This is a genomic window from Actinomycetes bacterium, from assembly GCA_035506535.1.
Taxonomy (GTDB): Bacteria; Actinomycetota; Actinomycetes; order DATJPE01; family DATJPE01; genus DATJPE01.
On record DATJPE010000068.1, the window covers coordinates 35,148 to 55,086 of the forward strand.

Annotated in this window: 18 protein-coding genes; 10 read left to right on the plus strand and 8 right to left on the minus strand. The window is 75.4% G+C overall.

Features of this window, described 5'->3' with window-relative positions; all coding sequences use genetic code 11:
- Positions 1-34: 34 nt before the first annotated feature.
- Positions 35-472, minus strand: coding sequence for a division/cell wall cluster transcriptional repressor MraZ (gene mraZ / locus VMI11_10745; protein HTY72884.1), 438 nt, complete (start codon positions 470-472; stop codon positions 35-37).
- 138 nt (positions 473-610) lie between these two features.
- Here mraZ and VMI11_10750 point away from each other — a divergent pair, with 138 nt between their 5' ends.
- From VMI11_10750 to VMI11_10760, 3 genes are read left to right on the plus strand one after another with little or no spacing between them, the layout of a single operon-like run.
- Entirely contained in the window at positions 611-1,591 is a 981-nt protein-coding gene (locus tag VMI11_10750) for a MoxR family ATPase (GenBank protein ID HTY72885.1), read from the plus strand.
- Between the two features lie 4 nt (positions 1,592-1,595).
- Entirely contained in the window at positions 1,596-2,831 is a 1,236-nt protein-coding gene (locus tag VMI11_10755; protein ID HTY72886.1) for a DUF58 domain-containing protein, read from the plus strand.
- Positions 2,828-5,116: a DUF3488 and transglutaminase-like domain-containing protein gene (locus VMI11_10760; GenBank protein ID HTY72887.1), complete on the plus strand. Its 2,289-nt coding sequence runs from the start codon at positions 2,828-2,830 to the stop codon at positions 5,114-5,116. Before VMI11_10755 ends, VMI11_10760 begins: the two co-directional genes overlap by 4 nt.
- Before the next feature lies 1 nt (position 5,117).
- Here the strand turns inward: VMI11_10760 and VMI11_10765 are convergent, their stop codons facing one another.
- From VMI11_10765 to VMI11_10785, 5 genes are all read right to left on the minus strand, one after another.
- Complete coding sequence (locus VMI11_10765; protein HTY72888.1) at positions 5,118-5,507, minus strand: DUF3040 domain-containing protein; 390 nt, start codon at positions 5,505-5,507, stop codon at positions 5,118-5,120.
- Between the two features lie 119 nt (positions 5,508-5,626).
- Positions 5,627-6,799, minus strand: coding sequence for a DNA polymerase IV (locus VMI11_10770; protein HTY72889.1), 1,173 nt, complete (start codon positions 6,797-6,799; stop codon positions 5,627-5,629).
- Positions 6,792-10,469: a DNA polymerase III subunit alpha gene (gene dnaE, locus VMI11_10775; protein ID HTY72890.1), complete on the minus strand. Its 3,678-nt coding sequence runs from the start codon at positions 10,467-10,469 to the stop codon at positions 6,792-6,794. Before dnaE ends, VMI11_10770 begins: the two co-directional genes overlap by 8 nt.
- A 4-nt stretch (positions 10,470-10,473) precedes the next feature.
- Positions 10,474-10,878 (minus strand): SAV_6107 family HEPN domain-containing protein, encoded by a 405-nt coding sequence (locus tag VMI11_10780; GenBank protein HTY72891.1) that lies wholly within the window; start codon positions 10,876-10,878, stop codon positions 10,474-10,476.
- Entirely contained in the window at positions 10,865-11,194 is a 330-nt protein-coding gene (locus tag VMI11_10785) for a DUF6504 family protein (protein ID HTY72892.1), read from the minus strand. The genes VMI11_10780 and VMI11_10785 overlap by 14 nt, the downstream gene beginning before the upstream one ends.
- Before the next feature lie 102 nt (positions 11,195-11,296).
- On the opposite strand from VMI11_10785, the gene VMI11_10790 reads away from it, so the two are divergent.
- From VMI11_10790 to crtI (VMI11_10810), 5 genes are read left to right on the plus strand one after another with little or no spacing between them, the layout of a single operon-like run.
- A complete protein-coding gene (locus tag VMI11_10790) occupies positions 11,297-11,809 on the plus strand; it encodes a YbaK/EbsC family protein (GenBank protein HTY72893.1) in 513 nt (170 codons plus the stop codon).
- A complete protein-coding gene (locus VMI11_10795; protein HTY72894.1) occupies positions 11,806-12,504 on the plus strand; it encodes a monooxygenase in 699 nt (232 codons plus the stop codon). The genes VMI11_10790 and VMI11_10795 overlap by 4 nt, the downstream gene beginning before the upstream one ends.
- Before the next feature lie 30 nt (positions 12,505-12,534).
- The gene (locus VMI11_10800; GenBank protein HTY72895.1) at positions 12,535-13,338 is read left to right on the plus strand and encodes a carotenoid biosynthesis protein; all 804 of its coding nucleotides are present in this window, start codon (positions 12,535-12,537) and stop codon (positions 13,336-13,338) included.
- The gene (locus VMI11_10805; protein HTY72896.1) at positions 13,311-14,450 is read left to right on the plus strand and encodes a glycosyltransferase family 2 protein; all 1,140 of its coding nucleotides are present in this window, start codon (positions 13,311-13,313) and stop codon (positions 14,448-14,450) included. Before VMI11_10800 ends, VMI11_10805 begins: the two co-directional genes overlap by 28 nt.
- Complete coding sequence (gene crtI, locus VMI11_10810) at positions 14,447-15,940, plus strand: phytoene desaturase family protein (protein HTY72897.1); 1,494 nt, start codon at positions 14,447-14,449, stop codon at positions 15,938-15,940. The genes VMI11_10805 and crtI (VMI11_10810) overlap by 4 nt, the downstream gene beginning before the upstream one ends.
- Positions 15,941-15,951: 11 nt before the next feature.
- Here crtI (VMI11_10810) and VMI11_10815 read toward each other — a convergent pair whose 3' ends face one another.
- Positions 15,952-16,614 (minus strand): CDP-alcohol phosphatidyltransferase family protein, encoded by a 663-nt coding sequence (locus VMI11_10815; protein HTY72898.1) that lies wholly within the window; start codon positions 16,612-16,614, stop codon positions 15,952-15,954.
- Positions 16,614-17,516, minus strand: a complete 903-nt coding sequence (metF, locus tag VMI11_10820) for a methylenetetrahydrofolate reductase [NAD(P)H] (GenBank protein ID HTY72899.1) — start codon at positions 17,514-17,516, stop codon at positions 16,614-16,616. Before metF ends, VMI11_10815 begins: the two co-directional genes overlap by 1 nt.
- Before the next feature lie 80 nt (positions 17,517-17,596).
- On the opposite strand from metF, the gene VMI11_10825 reads away from it, so the two are divergent.
- Together VMI11_10825 and crtI (VMI11_10830) are read left to right on the plus strand one after the other, a co-directional pair.
- Entirely contained in the window at positions 17,597-18,664 is a 1,068-nt protein-coding gene (locus VMI11_10825) for a polyprenyl synthetase family protein (protein ID HTY72900.1), read from the plus strand.
- A gap of 3 nt (positions 18,665-18,667) precedes the next feature.
- A partial coding sequence (gene crtI / locus VMI11_10830) for a phytoene desaturase family protein (protein HTY72901.1) occupies positions 18,668-19,939 on the plus strand: 1,272 nt, incomplete at its 3' end.

The window sequence follows — 19,939 nt, forward strand, 5'->3', positions numbered from 1 at the left end:
ACCGACCACCACGGACGCGGGGTCGGCGGTCCGGTCAGGGGCCGGGCACCACCTCCGCGGAGGAGAGCGCGGAGAAGGCGTCCTCGTTGGTGGCCAGCCACGCGTCCCAGGTCGGGGCGTCCCACACCTCGAGCCGGTCGCCGGCGCCGATGACCATGACGTCGCGGTCGAGGTCGGCGTACGCGCGCAGCTGGGCCGGGACCGTCACGCGGCCGGTCTTGTCGGGCACCTCGTCGAAGGCCCCGGAGAAGAACAGCCGGTGCAGGTCGCGCGCTGGGGCGGAGGTGAACGGCGCGGCGGAGAAGCCTTCGGCGAGGCGCGCGAAGTGGGCGGCCGTGAAGACGTAGAGGCAGTGCTCCTGGCCGCGCGTCACCACGAGGCCCGCCGCCAGGTCGTCGCGGTACTTGGCCGGGAGGAACAGCCGGCCCTTGTCGTCCAGGCGCAGCGGGTGGGTGCCCAGGAAGAGCGGCATCGGTGCAACGCGCTCCTCCCACTCCCACAGAGGCCCCTCTTGCCTCCAGTTCGCGCCACCGTACTCCACTTAGTCCCACCTGGCCAAGCATTCTCGGCCCGTCGCGCGGCATGGCGTCGGTAGGTGAAAATGGGGCGCATGACGACGGAGACCCGGCCCGCCGCCCCGGCCTCATCCCTGGAGGAGGTCCGGGCCACCTCGCGCGAGATCGCGCGCAGCGTGGAGTCGGTGGTGGAGGGTGGGAGCGACGTCGTCCGGATCGCCCTGACGGTCCTGCTCGCCGAGGGCCACCTGCTCATCGAGGACGTACCCGGCGTCGGCAAGACCACCCTCGCCAAGGCCCTGGCCCGCACCATCGACTGCACCGTCCGGCGCATCCAGTTCACCCCGGACCTGCTGCCCTCGGACGTCACCGGCGTGAGCGTCTTCAACCAGGAGAGCCGGGAGTTCGAGTTCAAGCCCGGCGCGGTCTTCGCGAACATCGTGCTCGGGGACGAGATCAACCGGGCCTCGCCGAAGACCCAGTCCGCGCTGCTGGAGGCGATGGAGGAGCGGCACGTCACCGTCGACGGGACCACCTACGAGCTGTCCCCGCCCTTCATGGTGGTCGCGACCCAGAACCCGATCGAGATGGAGGGGACCTACCCGCTGCCCGAGGCGCAGCGGGACCGGTTCATGGCCCGGATCTCCATGGGCTACCCCGACACCCGCGCCGAGCTGGAGATGCTCGACACCCACGGGCGGGTCTCGCCGCTGGCCGACCTGGTGCCGGTCACCGACGCCGCCCAGGTGGTCCGGATGATCGCCGAGGTGCGCGAGGTGCACGTGGCGCCGGCGGTGCGCCAGTACGCCGTCGCGCTGGCCAATGCCACTCGTACCTGCGCCGAGCTGCGCCTCGGCGCGTCCCCGCGGGCGACCCTGCAGCTGGTCCGCGCGGCCCGGGCGTGGGCCGCCCTGGACGACCGCGACTACGTCACGCCCGACGACATCCAGCGGCTGGCGGTGCCGGTGCTCGCCCACCGCCTGCTGACCACCGGCGAGGCCCAGATCGCCCGCCGCCGCCCGGAGGCCGTCCTCGCCGACATCCTCCGTACGCTCTCCCTGCCGAGCGGACCCTGACGCCATGCGCGAAGCCCTCCGCGGGCTGACCACACGGGGCCGCTGCTTCCTCTCCGCCGGCATCGCCGCGGGTCTCTCGGCGGTGCTGCTCGGGCAGGACGACCTGTTCCGGGTGGCGATCCTCGTGGTCGCCCTCCCCCTGGTGAGCGCCGCGGTCGTGAGCCGTACCCGCTACCGGCTGGCCAGCCAGCGCCACCTGGAGCCGGCCCGCGTCCCGGTCGGCCAGGAGGCCCGGGTCTACATCGAGCTGCAGAACGTCTCCAGGCTGCCGACCGGGCTGATGCTCGTCGAGGACCGGCTGCCGTACGTGCTCGGCGTACGCCCCCGCTTCGTGCTCGACCGGGTGCCGCCCCGCGGCCGCCGGCGGCTGAGCTACACGGTGCGCTCGGAGGCGCGTGGGCGCTACAGCCTCGGCCCGCTCACCCTGCGCCTGTCCGACCCGTTCGGCATGTGCGAGCTGGTCCGCGCCTTCCAGGCGACCGACGTCCTGCTCGTCACCCCCGCGGTGGTCCGGCTGCCCTCGACCCCGCTGGGCGGTGAGTGGGCCGGCGCCGGCGAGAGCCGGACGCGCTCGGTCGCGACCGCCGGTGAGGACGACGTCGCCACCCGGGAGTACCGGCAAGGCGATGAGCTGCGGCGCGTGCACTGGCGCTCCACCGCCCGCCGGGGCGAGCTCATGGTCCGCCGCGAGGAGCAGCCGTGGGAGAGCCACTGCACGGTGGTGCTCGACACCCGCTGGGACGCCCACCGCGGCGAGGGTCCGGCCTCCTCCTTCGAGTGGGCGGTCTCCGCGGCCGCCTCGGTCGCGCTGCACGCCGCGCGGTCCGGCTACGTCGTGGCGCTGCAGGCCGTCGACGGCCGGATGCTGACCGTCCCCGGCGACATCGAGGGCTCGCAGGCCGTCATCGACGCCCTCGCCGTCGTCCAGGCCGACGCCGCCGGCGCGATCCCGCCGGGCGTGCGGGTGCTGGCGCCCGACGGACTGCTCGTCGCTGTCCTCGGGCGGCTCTCGACCGACGACGCCGAGACGCTGCTGCGCGCGCACCGCCGGGCCAGCTCGGCCGTCGCGGTCGTGCTCGACGTCGAGACCTGGCGGGCCGGTGACGCCGGCGGTGACACGGGACCGGCCGCGCTGCTGCAGGCGGCCGGCTGGCGGGTCGTCGTGGCCCGCGCCGGCGACGACCTGGCGGCGCTGTGGCCGCAGGTCGCACGCGGCTCCCGGGTCGGGGTGGGCAGATGAGGCTCACCCTGGTCGGCCTCGTCGCGACCCTGCTCACCGCGGTCGGGATGCACGCCGTGATCGAGGGCGGCTGGTGGTTTTGGGCCTCGGCGCTGTGCGCCGGCGCCGCGGTCGGGTTCTGCGCGCTCGCCCGGCTCGCCGGGATGGCGCGCCCGATGGTCCCGCTGGCCGGGTTCGTCGGCCTGGTGCTGGCGGTCACCCAGCTGTCCTCGACCCAGACCGCGGTGCTCGGCGTCCTGCCCGGGCCGGCCGCGGTCCGCCAGTACGTGGACCTCATGCACCGGGCCGGCCACTGGATCCAGGTCAGCGTCCCCCCGGCTCCGAACAAGGCGTCCCTGGTCGCGATGGTCGCCGGCGGCGTGGGCCTGATCGCGCTGCTCGTCGACACCTTCGCGGTGACCTACCGGGCGGCGGCGCTGGCCGGCCTACCGCTGCTCGCGCTCTACGGCGTACCCGTCGCGGTGGCGCACGACGGCGTCCCGTGGCCGTACTTCGCCGTCGCCGCCATCGGCTGGCTGGCCCTGCTGCTGGCCGACGGCCAGGAGCGACTGGGCCGCTGGGGACGGGCGGTGCGGCGCGAGACCGAGGAGCCGCGCACCGGGCGGATGGTCACCGGACGACGCATCGGCGCCGCTGCCCTCGGCCTGGCGCTGGTCGTCCCCGCGCTGCTGCCCGGTCTCGGCAACGGCGTCATCGACACCCACCGGGCCAAGCGCACCGGTGGCGGGAGCGGCAAGGTCCTCACCATCAACCCGCTGGTGTCGATCGGGGCCACCCTGAACCAGGCGAGCAACACCGAGCTGCTCGAGTACCGCACGAGCACGACCGACCCGGGCTACCTCACCCTCGTCGTCGCCGACACCTTCGACGGGACGACGTGGCAGCCGGCCACCTTGCACCCGAACGGCTCGGTGGACGACCACCGCCTCCCCGCGCTGGACGTCGACTCCGACGTCAGCCGCCAGAGCGTGAGCACTTCGCTGCAGTCAGTGGGCCTGGGTCGCAGCACCTGGCTGCCCACCCCGACCCCGCTGGTCGCCGTCGACGCCGACTCCTCCTGGGTCTACGACGACGCGCACCGCATCCCCTGGTCGGCGTCGGGCGACATCGACAACCTGGCCTGGCGCGCCATCAGCCTCGACGTGCAGCCGACCGCCGACCAGCTCAAGCGCGCCCCGGCGCCCTCCTCGACCGTGCTGGACACCTATACGAAGCTGCCCGGCGGCATCGACGCCTCGGTGCCGGCCCTGGCCCGTGAGGTCACCAAGGGCGCCACCACCGAGTACGAGAAGGCGTTGGCGCTGCAGACGTTCTTCCGCGACGGCACGTTCTCCTACAACGCCGCGTACCGCTCACCCCGGACCGACCCGCTGGGCGCCTTCCTCGCGGCCAAGCAGGGCTTCTGCCAGCAGTTCGCCACCGCCTACGCGGTGATGGCCCGCGAGCTCGGCATCCCGACCCGGGTGGCGGTCGGCTTCCTGCCGGGACACCGCACCGACACGACCGACCCGACCAGCTCGTGGGTCGTGTACTCCCACGACATGCACGCCTGGCCCGAGGTCTACTTCTCCGGGGTCGGCTGGGTGCGCTTCGAGCCGACGCCCCGCGCCGACAACGCGGCGCTGACCCTGCCGGCGTACGCCGTCCCGAACGCCTCGGCGAGCGTCGGCTCCAGCGCCTCGGCGACGGCCAGTCTCGGCAAGGGTGGGCCCAGCGCCACGAGCCAGGCCAGCGCCTCCTCGGCGGTGGCCGGCGCCGGCTGGAGCCCGGGCCACCTGCTCCCCCACCTCCCGTGGACCTGGGTCGTCGGCCTGCTCGCCCTGCTGGTCCTGCTCGCGGCCCCCTGGCTGGCGCGACGGGTCCTGCTGCGCCGACGGCTGGCCCGGGCGGGGACGGGCGACCCGGTGGCCGCGGCGGCGGCGGCGTGGGCGGAGCTGGAGGCGACGTGCGTCGACCTCGGCCTCGAGTGGCCGTCCTCGCGCACCCCGCGGCAGACCGCGGCGGCGCTGTCCGGCGCCGTGGAGGGGGACGCAGTCCCTGCGCTCTCGCGGATCGGCCTGGCCACCGAGCGGGCTCGCTACGCGGCGACGCCCGCGCCCGCCGACGGGTTGGACGCCGACGTGGCGGCGGTCCGGGTCGCGCTCATGGAGCGGGCCACCCCGACCGAGCGGCTGCGCGCCGACGTGCTCCCGCGCTCGGTGCTGCGCCGGGCGGGGACGTGGGTCGCGGACGCGCTGGACCGGGTGGACGACCTGCTGGCGACCCGGCCGGTCAGCCGGAAGTGATCTAGCGGCCGTCGTTCTCGCGACGGCGCCGCCAGCGTTCCTCGAGGCGCTCCATCATGCGCGGTCGGGTCCGGGCGGCGCGGGCCTGGCGGCCACGGGGGCCGGCGGGAGCGACCACGCTCGGGCGCGCGCGCCAGCCGGTGAGCACCCACCACGCCGAGGCGAGCATGAGCACGAAGCCGGCCAGCCCCACCGGCACGATCGAGATGGCGACCCCGCCGACGAGGGCGGCCACGCCGACGATGAACCCGAGGAGGCCGAGGACGATGCGCCGCCGGTGGTGTGCGCGAAGGTCAGCGCCGCGAAGCGTGGAGGCGAGCTTCGGATCCTCGGCATAGAGGGCTCGCTCCATCTGCTCGAGCAGGCGCTGCTCGTGCTCGGAGAGCGGCACGGCTCCTCCTCGTCGCGAGCCTCCCTCAGGAGGCGACCCCCATTACACCCCCAGCATAAGCAGGCATCGGCGGGTACGAAACCCGTCCTGAGCCTCTTGTGGGGCGAAGCGGTGAGAGTTCACCCTTCGTCCAGCAATGTGGCCGGCCGCACGGCCCCCGGGCCGAACCGGCGGGCGGCCGCGTCGACCGCGAGCTCGGCCTCGCGCCGGCCGCGCTCGGGAGCGTCGAGCAGCAGCTGGCGGGGCCTCGTCTCGGCGTCCACCAGCCCCTCCACCCGCACCCCCACGAGCCGCAGCCGGGCCCGTTGGAGCCCGAGGGCGTCGAAGAGCCCGCGGGCGCCGGCGTAGACCTCCTGGGCCACGTCAGTGGGTTCGCGCAGGGTCCGCGCCCGGGTGATCGTCGTGAAGTCGGCGAAGCGCACCTTGATCGAGACGGTGCGCCCGGCGTACCCGGCCGCGCGCAGCCGGGAGGCGACCTTCGTGGACAGCCGCAGCAGCTCGCGGTGGATGACGGCGGGGTCGTCGACGTCGGTGCCGAAGGTCTCCTCGGCGCCGATGCTGCGGTCGGGCTCGTGCGGGACGACCACCCGCTCGTCGCGGCCCCAGGCCAGCGCGGCCAGATGGGCGCCGGCGGCCGGGCCGAGCGCGCGCTCGAGGGTGCTGCGCGGGGTCCGGGCCAGGTCGCCGACGCTGCGCAGGCCGAGTCGGGCCAGCGCCTCCTCGGTCTTGTCCCCCACCCCCCAGAGCGCGCCCACCGGCAGCGGGTGGAGGAAGGCCACCACCTCCGAGGGCGGGACGACGAGCAGGCCGTCCGGCTTGGCCCTGGTCGAGGCCAGCTTGGCGAGGAACTTGTTCGCCGCCACGCCCACCGAGCAGGTGATGCGCTGCTCGTCGTGGATGCGCGCCCGGATCGTCTCCCCGATGAGGGTGGGCGGCCCGAGCCGGCGTACCGACCCCGCGACGTCGAGGAAGGCCTCGTCGAGGGACAGCGGCTCGACGAGCGGGGTGACCGAGGCGAAGACCTCCATGACCGCGGCGGAGACCTCGGCGTAGCGGCGGAAGTCCGGCGGCAGGACGGTGGCCGACGGGCACAGCCGCCGGGCCCTGGTCATCGGCATCGCCGAGGTGACGCCGAAGCGGCGGGCCTCGTAGGTGGCGGAGAGCACCACCGAGCGGCTGCCACCGCCCACGATCACCGGCGTCCCGCGCAGCTCGGGGCGGTCGATGAGCGACACGGAGGCGTAGAAGGCGTCCATGTCCACGTGCAGGACCGTGCAGGCGGTGTCATCCACCGGGGCTGCCCGGGCTGGAGTGCCACAGCTTGCGCGGGGCCCGCTTGGCGTCCTCACCCGGCGCCTTGACGTCGGCGTAGGGGGACTGGCGGAAACCGCTGGCGTGGACGAGGACCCGTCGCTGACCCATGCCGCCGGCGCGGGTGCGCTCCGGCTCGGGCGCGCGAGCCGGTACCGGGCGCGTCGAGCGCGACTGCGCCCAGCCCTGCGTCGCCGGGTCGTCCTGGTCCGCCAGCACGCTGCCCTCCGCGAGGTGGGCGTACGCCGCCTCGAGACCGCCCCGCTCCCAGGCCGCGTGCAGGCCGGCCAGCTCCCAGGCGCCGGTCGCGCGGATGCTCACCCCGCGCGGCCCGGTACGCCGGACGTGGCCGCGCACGACGAGCAGCCAGGAGTGGAACACCGTCGCAGCGTAGGGGCCCTGGGCGTCCTCGAAGAACGTCGCGTCGACCGGCCCGGTCGCGTCGTCGAGGGTGAGGAAGACGACGCGCCGCCCGGAGCGAACGGGCGGGGTCTGGGTGGCGACCTTGACCCCGGCGACGAGCACCTCCGCCTCGGAGCGGCAGCGCAGCAGGTCGCGGGAGCGGGTGACGCCGAGAGCAGCGAGCAGCGGGGTGTAGAAGTCGACGACGTGGCGGCTCACGTCCAGGCCGAGGACGTCGAGCTCGGCGCGGACGCGTTCCGCCCCGGTCATCTCGGGCAGCCCGGAGGGGTTGACCAGCTCCGGAGCGTCGCCGAGGTCGAGGGCGAGCTGGGCCGGGGACGCCCGCCGCTGCGAGCGGCTCCAACGGTCCAGGTCCCCGACCTGCAGCAGCAGGTCGCGCCGGGTGACCCGGCCACGCCGACGGGGCAGGCCCGCCCCGAGGCCGTACAGGCCGTCGAAGGCGCCCGCGACGACCAGCCGCTCCACCACCGGCCGCGAGGTCCGGCTCCGCTGCCAGAAGTCCGCGAGGGCGGCGTACGGGCGTCCCGCGACGATGCGGTCCACCTCCTCCTCGCTGATCCCCTTGACGTCGGCCAGCGACAGCCGGATGCCGTAGCCAGGCTCCGGTCCACCCGGCACCGGCTCGACCCGGTAGACCCCGTCGGAGCGGTTGACGTCCAGGCCGAGGATCGTGACGCCGCACTGCCGGGCGTCGTCGAGGATCAGCCGCTTCGGGTACATGCCGGGGTCGTGGGTGAGCACGCCGGCGAGGAACGCCGCCGGGTGGTGCGCCTTGAGCCAGGCGGACTGATAGGTGGGCAGCGCGAAGGCCGCCGCGTGGGCCTTGCAGAACCCGAACGAGGCGAAGGCCTGCAGCACCGCCCAGACGCTCTCCACCTCGGGCAGGGTGAACCCGCGGGCGAGGGCGGGCGGGTAGAGCCACTCGCGGACCGCCGCCTGGCCGTCCGGCGAGCCCAGCTCGCGGCGGGCCTCGTCGGCCTCGTCGAGCGCGCAGCCGGTGAGCTCGGCGATGACCCGGATCACCTGCTCGTGGAAGACGACGACGCCGCAGGTCTCCTCCAGCGCGGGGCGCAGCCGCTCGTGCAGGTAGCTCGCCGGGCTCCAGCCCTGCCGGGCGAGCAGGAACGGGGTGACCATGTCGGACTTCACCGGGCCGGGGCGGAACAGCGAGATGTCGGTGATCAGGTCGTCGAAGGTCTCCGGGCCGAACTTGCCGATCAGCTCGCGCTGCCCGGGGGACTCGATCTGGAAGCAGCCGAGGGTGCGGGCCGAGGCGATGAGGGCGAAGGTCGCCGGGTCGTCCCGCGGCACGCAGTCCTCGTCGTCGAGCCGGATCGGCACGCCCTCGACCCGGCGGACCTCCTCGACCGCATGGGCCATCGAGGACTGCATGCGGATGCCCAGCACGTCGAGCTTGAGCAGCCCGAGGTCCTCGACGTCGTCCTTGTCGAACTGGCTCATCGGGAAGCCGAGCAGGCTCGCCTCCACCGGGGTCCGGTCGAGCAGCCCGGTGTCGGAGAGCAGCACCCCGCAGGGGTGCAGCGCGATGTGGCGCGGCAGCCCGTCGAGGGACTCGACGAGGCCGAAGAAGGTGTCCAGCCCGGCGCCGGCCAGCCCGCTGCGGCGCAGCTCCGGCAGGTCGTGCAGGGCGGCCCGGGCGTCACGGGCGCGGATGTGCGGGAACGCCTTGGCGATGCTGTCGATCTCGCCGGGGGGCAGGCCGAGGGCGGCGCCGACGTCGCGGACGGCGTGGCGGACCCGGTAGGTGTCGGTCATCGACACGCACGCGCAGCGGGAGTCGCCGAAGCGCTCGAAGATGCGCTCGTAGACCTCGGTCCGTCGGGCGGACTCGACGTCGACGTCGACATCCGGCAGCGCCTGGCGCCGGACGGTGAGGAAGCGCTCCATGAGCAGCCCGTGGCGCAGCGGGTCGACCCCGGAGACGCCGAGCAGGTGCAGGACCAGGCTGCCCGCGCCGGACCCCCGTGCCGCGACCCGGACCCCCATCGAGCGGATGAGGTCGCAGACCTCGGCGACGGTGAGGAAGTAGGTCCAGTAGCCCAGGGTGTCGATGACCTCCAGCTCCGCGGCCAGCCGCTCGCGGGCCGCCCGCTCCTGCCCGCGGTAGCGGGTCTCCAGGGCCGCCTCGCAGCGGGCGCGGAGCACCACTGCCGGGGGCGTCCCGCTGGTGTCCGCCGGTTCATCGGCTCGATAGAGGTCGGGCTCGGGGAGGTGGACCAGGCCGAGGCCGAGGTCGGCGGCCGGGTCGAGCAGGCAGTCCGCCGCCACCGCCTCGGTCGTGGCGAGCAGCCGGCGGGCCGCGGCGGGGTCCTCGGCGATGCGCGCCGCCACCGCCCGCATGGCCGCCGCGTCCTTGAGGTGGGCCTCGGCGCTGCGCCGGTCGACGTGGCGGGTCCCGAGGGGGACCAGGCGGCGGGTCGCGTCGAGGACGTCGGCCGTCGCGGCCCCCGCCGGGGTGGCGTAGCGCACGGCGTTGGTGAGGACCGCCGGTACGCCGTGCTCGCGGGCGAAGCCGAGCAGGCGGGCGGCGAGGACGTCGGAGGGGGCGCTCGCCTGCTCCAGCGGGGAGCCGTCGGGCGAGCCGTGGTGGGAGACCACCTCGAGGAGCACCCGGTCGCCGCCGAGCCGGTCGCGCCAGGCGTCGAGCACCGCCCGGGCGCGGTCGGGGCGGCGGGCCGCGAGCGCCCGCCCGACCTCCGAGCCCGGTCCGAGCAGGACGAGGAGCTCACCCCCCGCGGCGTGCTCGGCGACCAGGTCGAGGTCGGCCACCGGGTGGCCGCGCTCCCCCGCGGCGTGGACCGCGCTGACCAGCCGGTTGACCGCGGCCCAGCCGGCCCCGACCCGCGAGCGGGTACGCCGGCCCGCCCGGGCCAGCACGAGGACCCGCGGGAGGCGCAGGTCGACGTCGGCGCCGCCCCGGACCGGCGTACGGCGCCGGGGGGCCGACGCGCCCCGGCGGTCCCGCTCGGGAGGAGCGAGCGGCTGGACGGCGAGGTCGACCCCGAGGACGGGGCGCACGCCGTGGACCAGCCCCGCCTTGGCGAACTTCACCGCGCCGTAGACCCCGTCGCGGTCGGTGAGGGCGAGACCGGCCATGCCCAGCTCGGCGGCGCGCTCGACGAGGGCCTGCGGGTGGGCGGCGCCGTGGCGCAGCGACCAGCCGGAGGCCACGTGGAGGTGGACGAAGTCCCCCTGGTCGAAGGCCACGCACTCACCCCGTGAGGGCCGGCTGGTGGGTGTAGCCGAGGGTGGTCTCGACGAGGGCGAGGAAGCTCGCGGCGTCGCGCAGGAGGTCGTCGGCCTCGCGGGAGGTCACCGCCAGCCCCGCCTCGGCCGCGGCCCGCTTCCCGGCGCCCGCGGCGAAGAAGGCCGCCCACTCCCGCAGGTGCGGCGCCACCGCGGGCAGCAGGACCCACACGCTGGACAGCCGGCGCCGCGCGGACGAGGGCCGGGCGCGGGCGGCGAGCACGGCGGCCGCGGCCCGCAGCGCCGCCAGGTGCGCGGCCGCGTAGCGCTCCGCCGGGGTGGCGGCCACGGCGGCATCGGCCAGCCCGTGGGCGGAGAGCCGCAGCAGCTCCTCCACCGCGGGGACGCGGGCCGGCCTAGTCGTGGGCACGGGTCAGGCTCCACGTGCCGGTCGCCTCGTCGTAGGCGAGGTCGAAGACGCCGTCCGTCGCGCCGGCGCGCGCCTCGACCCGCCAGACGTAGCGGCCCTGGCCGTCGAGGTGGACGGGCAGGCCCTCCCGGTCGCGCCGGCGCCACCAGGCGCCGAGCTCCACCCAGTGGGCGAGCACCGCGTGCACGACGTAGCGCCGCCGCCGCCACCGGAACCGGGCCGGTGGCCCGGCCGGGTCGACGGCTGGGTCGACGGCAGAGTCGACGGCAGAGTCGACGGCTGGCTCGACGCTGATCGGCTCGTCGTACCGGCGCACGCCCCCCACCTCCCCGCCTGGTGCACTTTCGAACGTGTGTTCGAACACCGCCGAGACTAGCCCGCCCCCCCGAGAAGTCAAGCCCCGGGCTAACCTCGCCCGGTGGACGAGGCGAGCGTGGACGAGGCGAGCGTGGACGAGCCGACGCTGGAGCACCCCAGCGTGCGCCGCGTGCGCGAGGCGCTGGCTGCCGCCGGGGCCACCGGCAGCCCGATCGTCCTCGACGAGCACGCCCCCACCGCGGTGAGCGCCGCCGCCCAGCTCGGCTGCCCGGTGGACGCCATCGCCAACTCGCTGGTCTTCGCCGCCGACGGCGAGCCGGTGCTCGTGCTCACCTCGGGCGGGCACCGGGTCGACACGGCCAAGGTCGCCGACCTGCTGGGCGTGGCCAAGGTCCGCCGCGCGGACCCCGACCTCGTACGGGCCGCCACCGGCATGGTCATCGGCGGGGTCGCCCCGGTGGGCCACACCACCCCCCTGCGCACCCTCGTCGACGTGGCGCTGGCCGACTACGACGTCGTGTGGGCCGCCGGCGGGCATCCGCGCACGGTGTTCCCCACCAGCTTCAGCGAGCTCGTCCGCGTCACCGGCGGGACCCCCGCCGAGGTCGCGTGAGCCCCACCGTCACCTTCCACCTCTGGGGCGTGCCCGTCCGAGGCGTCCCCGCCGCGGTGCTCGCGATGGCCCGCGAGCGCCGCCCGCTGCGCAGCGCCCCCGGGCTGCGCTTCGCGAAGCTGCTGGGCACCGGGTCGGGTGAGTCCTTCGGCCTGCGTGACGCCGACGTGCGGCACTGGGCGGTCCTCGCGTCCTGGACGAGCCCCGAGGCCGCGCGCGCCTTCGAGGGCCACCCGGTGGTCCGTCGCTTCGACGCCCGCAGCCAGGAGCGGCTGCGGCTGACCCTGGAGCCGCTCGCCAGCCGGGGCCGCTGGTCGGGACGGGAGCCCTTCGGCGACGCGGGGCCGCCGCGCACGTACGCCGGCCCGGTCGCCGCCCTCACCCGGGCCCGCGTGCGCCCCACGCGGTGGCGGGAGTTCTGGCGGTCGGTGCCGGCGGTGTCCGCGGACCTCGCGCAGGCGCCGGGGCTGCTGCTGCGGCTCGGCGTCGGCGAGGCACCGGTCGGCCTCCAGGGAACCGTCAGCCTGTGGCGCGACGCATCCGACCTCACCGCCTTCGCGTATCGGCGCGCGCCCCACGCGGAGGTGGTCCGGCGCACCCGCGAACGCGGGTGGTACGCCGAGGAGCTCTTCGCGCGCTTCGCGGTCCACGAGGTCGAGGGCACCTATCGGGGCAGCGCACCGCGCGGCGGGTGAGCCCCCCGTGCCCCCTTAGGCTCACCCCTCGTGAGCGTGCGCATCTACACCGGGCCGCACGCGGACCGCCACCGCGGTGGTGGTCCGCGTCTGATGCGGCTGTTGGTGTGGCTGCTCACCCTCGGGGTCGTCGGCCTCGAGATCGCCTACGCCCTCGCCGAGGGGGCCCAGCGGCGCGACCTGACGATCGCGGTGGTGGTCACGTTCTTCCTGGCGAGCACCCTGCACGCGCTGACCTCGCGCGGGTTCTGGTGGACCGCCGGCTTCCTCGTCGTCACCGTCGGCGGCGGGCTCGCGGTCGAGGCGATCGGGGTCCGGACCGGCTGGCCGTTCGGGGACTACGTCTACGCATCGGGACGGCTCGGGCCGACCGTGCTCGGCGTACCGGTCGTCATCCCGTTGGCGTGGTCGATGATGGCCTACCCCACGCTGATCGCCGCACGGACGCTGTGCCGAGGTGCGCTGACGACGCCGCTGGTGGGCGCGTGGGCGCTGGCCTCGTGGGACCTCTTCCTCGACCCGATGATGACCGGGCAAGGCTTCTGGCGCTTCACGCAGAAGGGCGTGGCGCTGCCGAGATCCCCCGGCGTCCCCCTGTCGAACTACGCCGGCTGGCTGCTCGTGGCGTTCGCGATGATGCTGCTGCTCGACCAGCTGCCTCGCAAGCACGCGCGCGACGGCGCACCCGCGGTGCTGTTCCTGTGGACCTACGTCTCCTCGGTCGTCGGCAACGCGTTCGTCTTCGACCGGCCGTGGGTCGCCTTCTACGGCGGCGTCGCGATGGGTCTCGTGGCGATCCCGTACGCGTGGGTGCTGTGGTCCGGTCGGCCGTAGCGCTGCGCGCGGCGACCTACGCCGGTACGGCGCTGGCGCTGCTCGGCACCGGGCACCTCGCCGTGAACCTGCGCCTGTTGCGCCGGCCGGACGAGGACGGGCGCGAGGTGGGCGAGCCCGTGTCGGTGCTGCTGCCCGTCCGCGACGAGGCGGGCCGCGTGGCCACGTGTCTCGCCGCGTTGATGGCCCAGGAACGCTTGGCGTCACTGGAGATCCTTGTCCTCGACGACGGCTCCTCGGACGGCACGGCCGACATCGCGCGCACGGTCGCCGGAGACGACCCGCGGGTGCGGGTGCTCACCGGGCAGCCGCCGCCCGACGGCTGGCTGGGCAAGCCCTTCGCGTGCGCCCAGCTGGCCGCTCACGCGCACGGGCGCGTGCTCGTGTTCGTCGACGCCGACGTCGTCGCGGCTCCGGGCGCGGTGGCCGCGACGGTGGCCCTGCTCCGCGACCTCGGGTGGCAGCTGGTGAGTCCGTACCCGCGCCAGCTCGCCGACACGGCGTTGCCGCGGCTGGTGCAACCGCTCCTGCAGTGGTCGTGGCTGACGTTCCTGCCGCTGCGGCTTGCCGAGCGCTCGCGGCGGACGTCCCTGGTCGCGGCGAACGGCCAGCTGCTCGCCGTCGACGCCGACGCCTACCGCGCCGCGGGCGGTCACGAGGCGGTCAGGGACTGCGTGCTGGAGGACCTCGAGCTGCTGAAGGCGTTGAAGCGCAACGGCTTTCGCGGTGGAGTGGTGGACGGCTCGACGATCGCGACGTGCCGGATGTACGACACCGGCGCGCAGCTGCGCGAGGGCTACACGAAGTCGCTGTGGGCCGCGTTCGGCTCGCCCGCCGGGGCAGTCGCGGTGTGCGCGGCACTGCTGGGCGCGTACGTGCTGCCGCCGGTCGTGGCCCTGACCGACCGGGACGCCGGCATCCGGCGGGTGGCGCTGGCGGGCACCGCGGCCGGCGTGCTCGGCAGGGTGCTCGCGGGACGGCGTACCGGCGCGCGCGTCTGGCCAGACGCCCTCGCGCACCCGGCATCCGTGGTGGCGTTCGTCGCCCTGACCGTCGAGTCCTTCCGCCGGCGCCGGGTCGGGTCGCTTCGGTGGAAGGGGCGCCCGCTGTGAGCCGCGTCGTGGTGGTCGGGGCGGGCATGGGGGGTCTCGCGGTCGCTGCCCGCCTGGCGGTGAAGGGCCACCGGGTGGTGGTGTGCGAGCAGGCGGAGACCTACGGCGGGAAGCTCGGCTGGTACGAGCGCGACGGATTCGCCTTCGACACCGGGCCCTCGCTGCTGACCCTCCCCGCGGTGTGGCGCGACACCTTCCTCAAGACCGGCCGGCCGATGGAGGAGTGCGTGGACCTCGTCGAGGTCGACCCGGTCGCGCACTACCGCTTCCCCGACGGCACCGAGCTCGACGTCCCCAACGACCGGCTCCGGGCGTGCGCCGCCTTCCAGGACGCCTTCGGCGGCACGGCCGGTGAGGACTGGCGCCGCTTCCTCGCCCACGCCGGCGAGGTGTGGGCGGTGACCCGCAAGCCCTTCCTCGAGTCCGCGCTGTCCGGCCCCCGCGACCTTCTCGGCTGGTCCCGCCGCGTCTCCGACGTGCGCACCGTCGCGCCGTGGCGCAGCCTCGACCACGTCGCCCGACGGTTCCTGCGCGACCCCCGTCAGCGGCAGTTCCTGTGGCGCTACGCGACCTACACCGGCTCCGACCCGCGGCGCACACCGGCGGCGCTGTGCGTCGTGCCGTGGGTGGAGCAGACCTTCGGCGCGTGGTACGTGCTCGGCGGCCTGCGCCGCCTCGGCGACGCCCTGTACCAGCGGTGCGTGGAGCGTAAGGTCGACGTCCGCCTGGGCGCCGACGTCGTCGCCATCACCGTCGACGGCGCCGGGCGGGTCGACGGGGTGCGACTGGCCGACGGCGAGCAGCTGCCGGCCGACGTCGTCGTCTCCGACGCCGACGCGAGCGAGGTCTACGGGCGGCTGCTGCCGAGGCGGCTGGCCACCGCCCGCGGCCCGTCGCGGCGGCTGGCCGCGTCGACACCGTCGCTGTCCGGCTTCGTCCTCCTGCTGGCCCTCGACGGGCGCACGGCGGGGCTGCGGCACCACACCGTCACCTTCCCCGCCGACTACTCCGCCGAGTTCGACGCGATCTTCGGGCGCGCGCCCCAGCCGGTCCCCGACCCGACGGTGTACGTCTCCGCCCCCGACGACCCCGCCCTGCGCCCCTCGCCGGACACCGAGGCGTGGTTCGTCCTCGTCAACGCCCCGCGCCACGACCCGAGCCGAGGCGTCGACTGGGACCGCGAGGGGCTCGCCGACGGCTACGCCGACCACGTGCTCGCCGTGCTGGCCGCGCGCGGGCTCGACGTGCGCGAGCGGGTGCGCTGGCGCGTCGTGCGCACCCCCGCCGACCTCGCCCGAGACACCCGTGCCCCCGGCGGGTCGATCTACGGGACCTCCTCGAACGGGGCGCGCGCGGCGTTCCTGCGCGCGGCCAACGTCTCGCCGGTGCGTGGGCTCTACCTCGTCGGCGGCTCCGCGCATCCCGGTGGTGGGCTCCCCCTGGTCGGGCTGTCCGCCGAGATCGTGGCCGACCTGGTGGGCCGCGCCTGACCCCGGCGGCCTCAGCGCAGCCGGCGTCGCACGACGGGGAGCAGCTGGGCGAGCCCCACCACGCCGAGCACGAGCCAGGCCCAGGTCCCGGCGGCGGCCCACGCCGCGGCGTGGGCCGGGTAGACGGCGGCGCCGAGCAGGAACATCGCGGTCACGATCACGCGCGTGGGGCGCTCGAAGACGGTGACGACGCCGACCTCCGCCATGCCGGCGGCGGCGGCCCGCGCGCGCACGTACTCCAGCAGCACCATGACGGCACCCGCGGCGGCCGCCACCGTCCCGGCGGCGCCGACCGCCCAGAGCGCCACGAGGTAGAGCAGGTCGCTCACCCGGTCGAGGGCGGAGTCGAGCACGTGCCCCCACGCGCTGACCCGGTCGGTCATGACCGCCACCGCGCCGTCGAGGTTGTCCAGCACGCCGGAGACCACGACCAGCACGACGGCCAGCCAGAGCCACGCCCCGCCGGCGGCGGCGGCGCCCGCGGCGCCGCCGGCGACCAGCGGGCCGACCGCGGTGAGCGCGTCCGGTGGCACCCCCAGAGACGCGAACGGGCGCGCGAGCACGTACACGACGGCGAGCCAGCCCCCCACCAGGCGAGACGACGCCGGGTCGTACCCCCCGTGCAGCCGGGACCAGCGGGCGAAGTACTCGGCCCGGCCCGCCGGGGCTGCCATCAGCTCCGGTGGCCCAGGTCCAGGGCGGCGTAGACCTCACGCGTGGCCATGGACCGGTTGAGCGTGTAGAAGTGCAGGCCCGGGGCGCCGCCGTCGAGCAGCTCCCCCGCGAGCTCGCTGGCCGCCGCCACGCCGACCGCGCGGACCGCCGCCGGGTCGTCGCGCACCGCATGGAGGCGCTCGGCGAGGGCCGGGGGGACCGGTGCGCCGGACAGCTGCGCGAAGCGCTCGACCTGCGCGACGTTCGTGACCGGCATGATCCCGGGGATCACCGGCAGGGCGCAGCCGAGCGCGGAGAGCCGGTCGACCAGACGGAAGTACGCCGCTGCGTCGAAGAAGAACTGGGTGACCGCGAAGTCGGCCCCGGCGAGCGCCTTGTCGCGCAGCACGCGTGCGTCCGAGTCGAAGTCGAGCGCCTCCGGGTGCTTGTCGGGGAAGGCGGCGACGCCGACGCAGAAGTCGCCGAGGGAGCGCACGAGCTCGACCAGCTCGACCGCGTGACGAAGGCCCTGCGGGTGCTGCTCCCACGGGGCGCCCGGCCCGCCGGGCGGGTCCCCGCGCAGGGCGAGGACGTTGCGCACGCCCGCGGCGGCGTAGCCCCCGACGACCTGGCGAAGCTCGGCCCGCGAGGAGCCCACGCAGGTCAGGTGGGCCGTCGGGGTCAGCGTCGTCTCGGTCGCGATGCGCTCGGTCACCCGGATCGTCCGGTCCCGCGTCGACCCGCCCGCGCCGTAGGTCACCGACACGAAGGTCGGCGCCAGGCCCTCCAGCTCGCGCAGGGTCTGCCACAGCTGGCGCTCCCCCGCGTCGTCCTTCGGCGGGAAGAACTCGAAGGACCACGACCGACGCCCCGTCGCCAACAGGTCGCGCACGGTCGCTGCCTTCGGGACCTGCGAAGCCATGGGTCAAGCCTAGGGGCGGCCGGTGCCCGGTCGAGACGCTCGCGCTGCGGGACGCCGCGAGCGCGCCTACGCTGGCCAGGATGGAGCCCAGCCCGCTCGACGTCGAGGACCTCCGCGTACGCGTGCAGAAGCACCTGGACGCCTTCCTCGGCGCGCAGGTCGCGCGGCTGGACGACGTCGACCCGGACGTCGAGCCGCTGATGGACGCGCTCACCGACCTGCTCGTCGGCGGCAAACGGCTGCGGCCGGCGTTCTGCTGGTGGGGCTGGCGCGGCGCCGGTGGGCCAGACGACGAGGCGGCGATGGTCGCGGCGACGTCGCTGGAGCTGCTGCAGGCCTGCGCCCTGGTGCATGACGACGTGATGGACGGCTCGGACACCCGGCGCGGCCGGCCGGCGGCGCACCGGCGCTTCGCGGCGCTGCACCGGGTGTCGGCCTGGCTCGGCTCGTCCGAGACCTTCGGGGTCGGCGCGGCGATCCTGCTCGGGGACCTGTGCCTGTCCTGGGCGGACCAGCTGCTGAGCACCTGCGGCCTCCCCGACCCGGCCCTTCGACGCGCCAAACCGGTCTTCGACGTCATGCGCACGGAGCTGATGGCCGGCCAGTACCTCGACCTGCTCGAGCAGGCGCGCGGCGGCGGCTCGGTCGGGTCGGCGCTGCGGGTCGTGCGGTTCAAGTCGGCGAAGTACACCGTGGAGCGCCCGCTGCACCTCGGCATCGCCCTCGCGGGCGGCGGGCCGGAGCTGATGGAGGCGTCGAGCCGGTACGGGCTACCGCTCGGCGAGGCCTTCCAGCTGCGCGACGACGTCCTCGGGGTCTTCGGCGACCCCCAGGAGACCGGAAAGCCGGCCGGCGACGACCTGCGCGAGGGCAAGCGGACCGTGCTCGTCGCCCTCGCCCTCGAGGCCGCCTCGCCCGCCCAGGCCGGGCTGCTCCGCCGGGACCTGGGCGACCCCGCGCTCACCCCCGACGGTGTCGCGGGCCTGCGCGAGGTGATCACCGAGACCGGGGCGCTGGCCCGGGTGGAGCAGCTGATCACCGCCCGGACCGAGGAGGCCGTCGACGCGCTCGCCACCAGCGGCCTGGCCGAGCCGGCCCGAGCGGTGCTCGCCGACCTCGCGGTCGCCGCGACCGCCCGGCGCGGCTGAGCCGTGCGCACGGTCAGCGGGCCGACCGACCGCGTCGTCATCGTCGGGGCCGGCCTCGCCGGGCTGTCCGCGGCCCTCCGCCTGGCCGCCGCCGGCCGGGACGTGGTCGTGCTCGAACGGGAGGACGTACCCGGTGGCCGGGCCGGCCTGCTGGAGGTCGACGGCTATCGCTTCGACACCGGACCGACTGTGCTCACCATGCCGGACCTCATCGCGGACGCGCTGGGCTGCGTCGGGGAGCGGCTGGAGGACTGGCTGGACCTGGTCCCGCTGGCGCCCCTGTACCGGGCGTACTTCCCGGACGGCAGCGCCCTCGACGTGCACGCCGACGTCGACGCCATGGCCGACGAGGTCGCGACGGTGTGCGGCGCGGCGGAGGCCGACGGATACCGGCGCTACGTGGACTTCGTGACCCGGCTGTACCGCTACGAGATGGCCGACTTCATCGACCGGAACATTGACTCCCCCCTCGGCCTGGTCACCCCGTCGCTGGCGCGCCTGGTCGCGACCGGTGGGTTCCGCCGGCTCGGCCCCAAGGTCGGGTCGTACCTGCGGGACCCGCGGACGCGCCGGGTGTTCTCCTTCCAGGCGATGTACGCCGGGCTCGCCCCGGGCGACGCGCTCGCGCTCTACGCCGTCATCGCCTACATGGACTCCGTCGCGGGGGTGTCCTTCCCGCGGGGGGGCATGCACGCCGTCCCCCGGGCGCTCGCCGGCGCCGCGGCCAAGCACGGGGTCGACCTGCGCTATGGGGAGACCGTCACGCGGGTCGAGGTCTCGGGCTCGCGCGCGGTCGCCGTGCACACCGAGCACGAGCGCATCCCGTGCGACGCCGTGGTCCTCACCCCTGACCTGCCGGTGGCGATGCGGGACCTGCTGGGTCGCGAGCCGCGCAGGATGACGTACTCGCCGTCCTGCTTCCTGCTGCTCGCCGGCTCCCGCGCCCGCTACACCCGGACCGCGCACCACACGATCCACTTCGGCTCCGCCTGGGACGGCGTCTTCCGCGAGCTGATCCGCGACGGGCGCCTGATGTCCGACCCGTCGTTCCTCGTGACGAACCCGACGCGGACCGACCCCTCCCTCGCTCCGGCGGGGCGGGAGTCGTACTACGTCCTGTTCCCCACGCCGAACCTGGACGCCGGGCTGTCGTGGTCGGCCGGGTCCGTCCGGGCGTACCGGGACGAGGTGCTGCGCGTGCTCGAGGACCGCGGCTACGTGGGGTTCGGCGAGGCCATCGAGGTGGAGTCGGTGACCACCCCCGCGGACTGGGCG

What these genes read in the sequence shown, in the direction of transcription:
- VMI11_10760 (HTY72887.1), top strand. Translation starts at nt 2,828, where the DNA reads ATGAGGCTCACCCTGGTCGGCCTCGTCGCGACCCTGCTCACCGCGGTC.
- VMI11_10755 (HTY72886.1), top strand. Translation starts at nt 1,596, where the DNA reads ATGCGCGAAGCCCTCCGCGGGCTGACCACACGGGGCCGCTGCTTCCTC.
- VMI11_10750 (HTY72885.1), top strand. Translation starts at nt 611, where the DNA reads ATGACGACGGAGACCCGGCCCGCCGCCCCGGCCTCATCCCTGGAGGAG.
- metF (HTY72899.1), bottom strand. Translation starts at nt 17,516, where the DNA reads ATGGCTTCGCAGGTCCCGAAGGCAGCGACCGTGCGCGACCTGTTGGCG.
- mraZ (HTY72884.1), bottom strand. Translation starts at nt 472, where the DNA reads ATGCCGCTCTTCCTGGGCACCCACCCGCTGCGCCTGGACGACAAGGGC.
- VMI11_10825 (HTY72900.1), top strand. Translation starts at nt 17,597, where the DNA reads ATGGAGCCCAGCCCGCTCGACGTCGAGGACCTCCGCGTACGCGTGCAG.
- VMI11_10815 (HTY72898.1), bottom strand. Translation starts at nt 16,614, where the DNA reads ATGGCAGCCCCGGCGGGCCGGGCCGAGTACTTCGCCCGCTGGTCCCGG.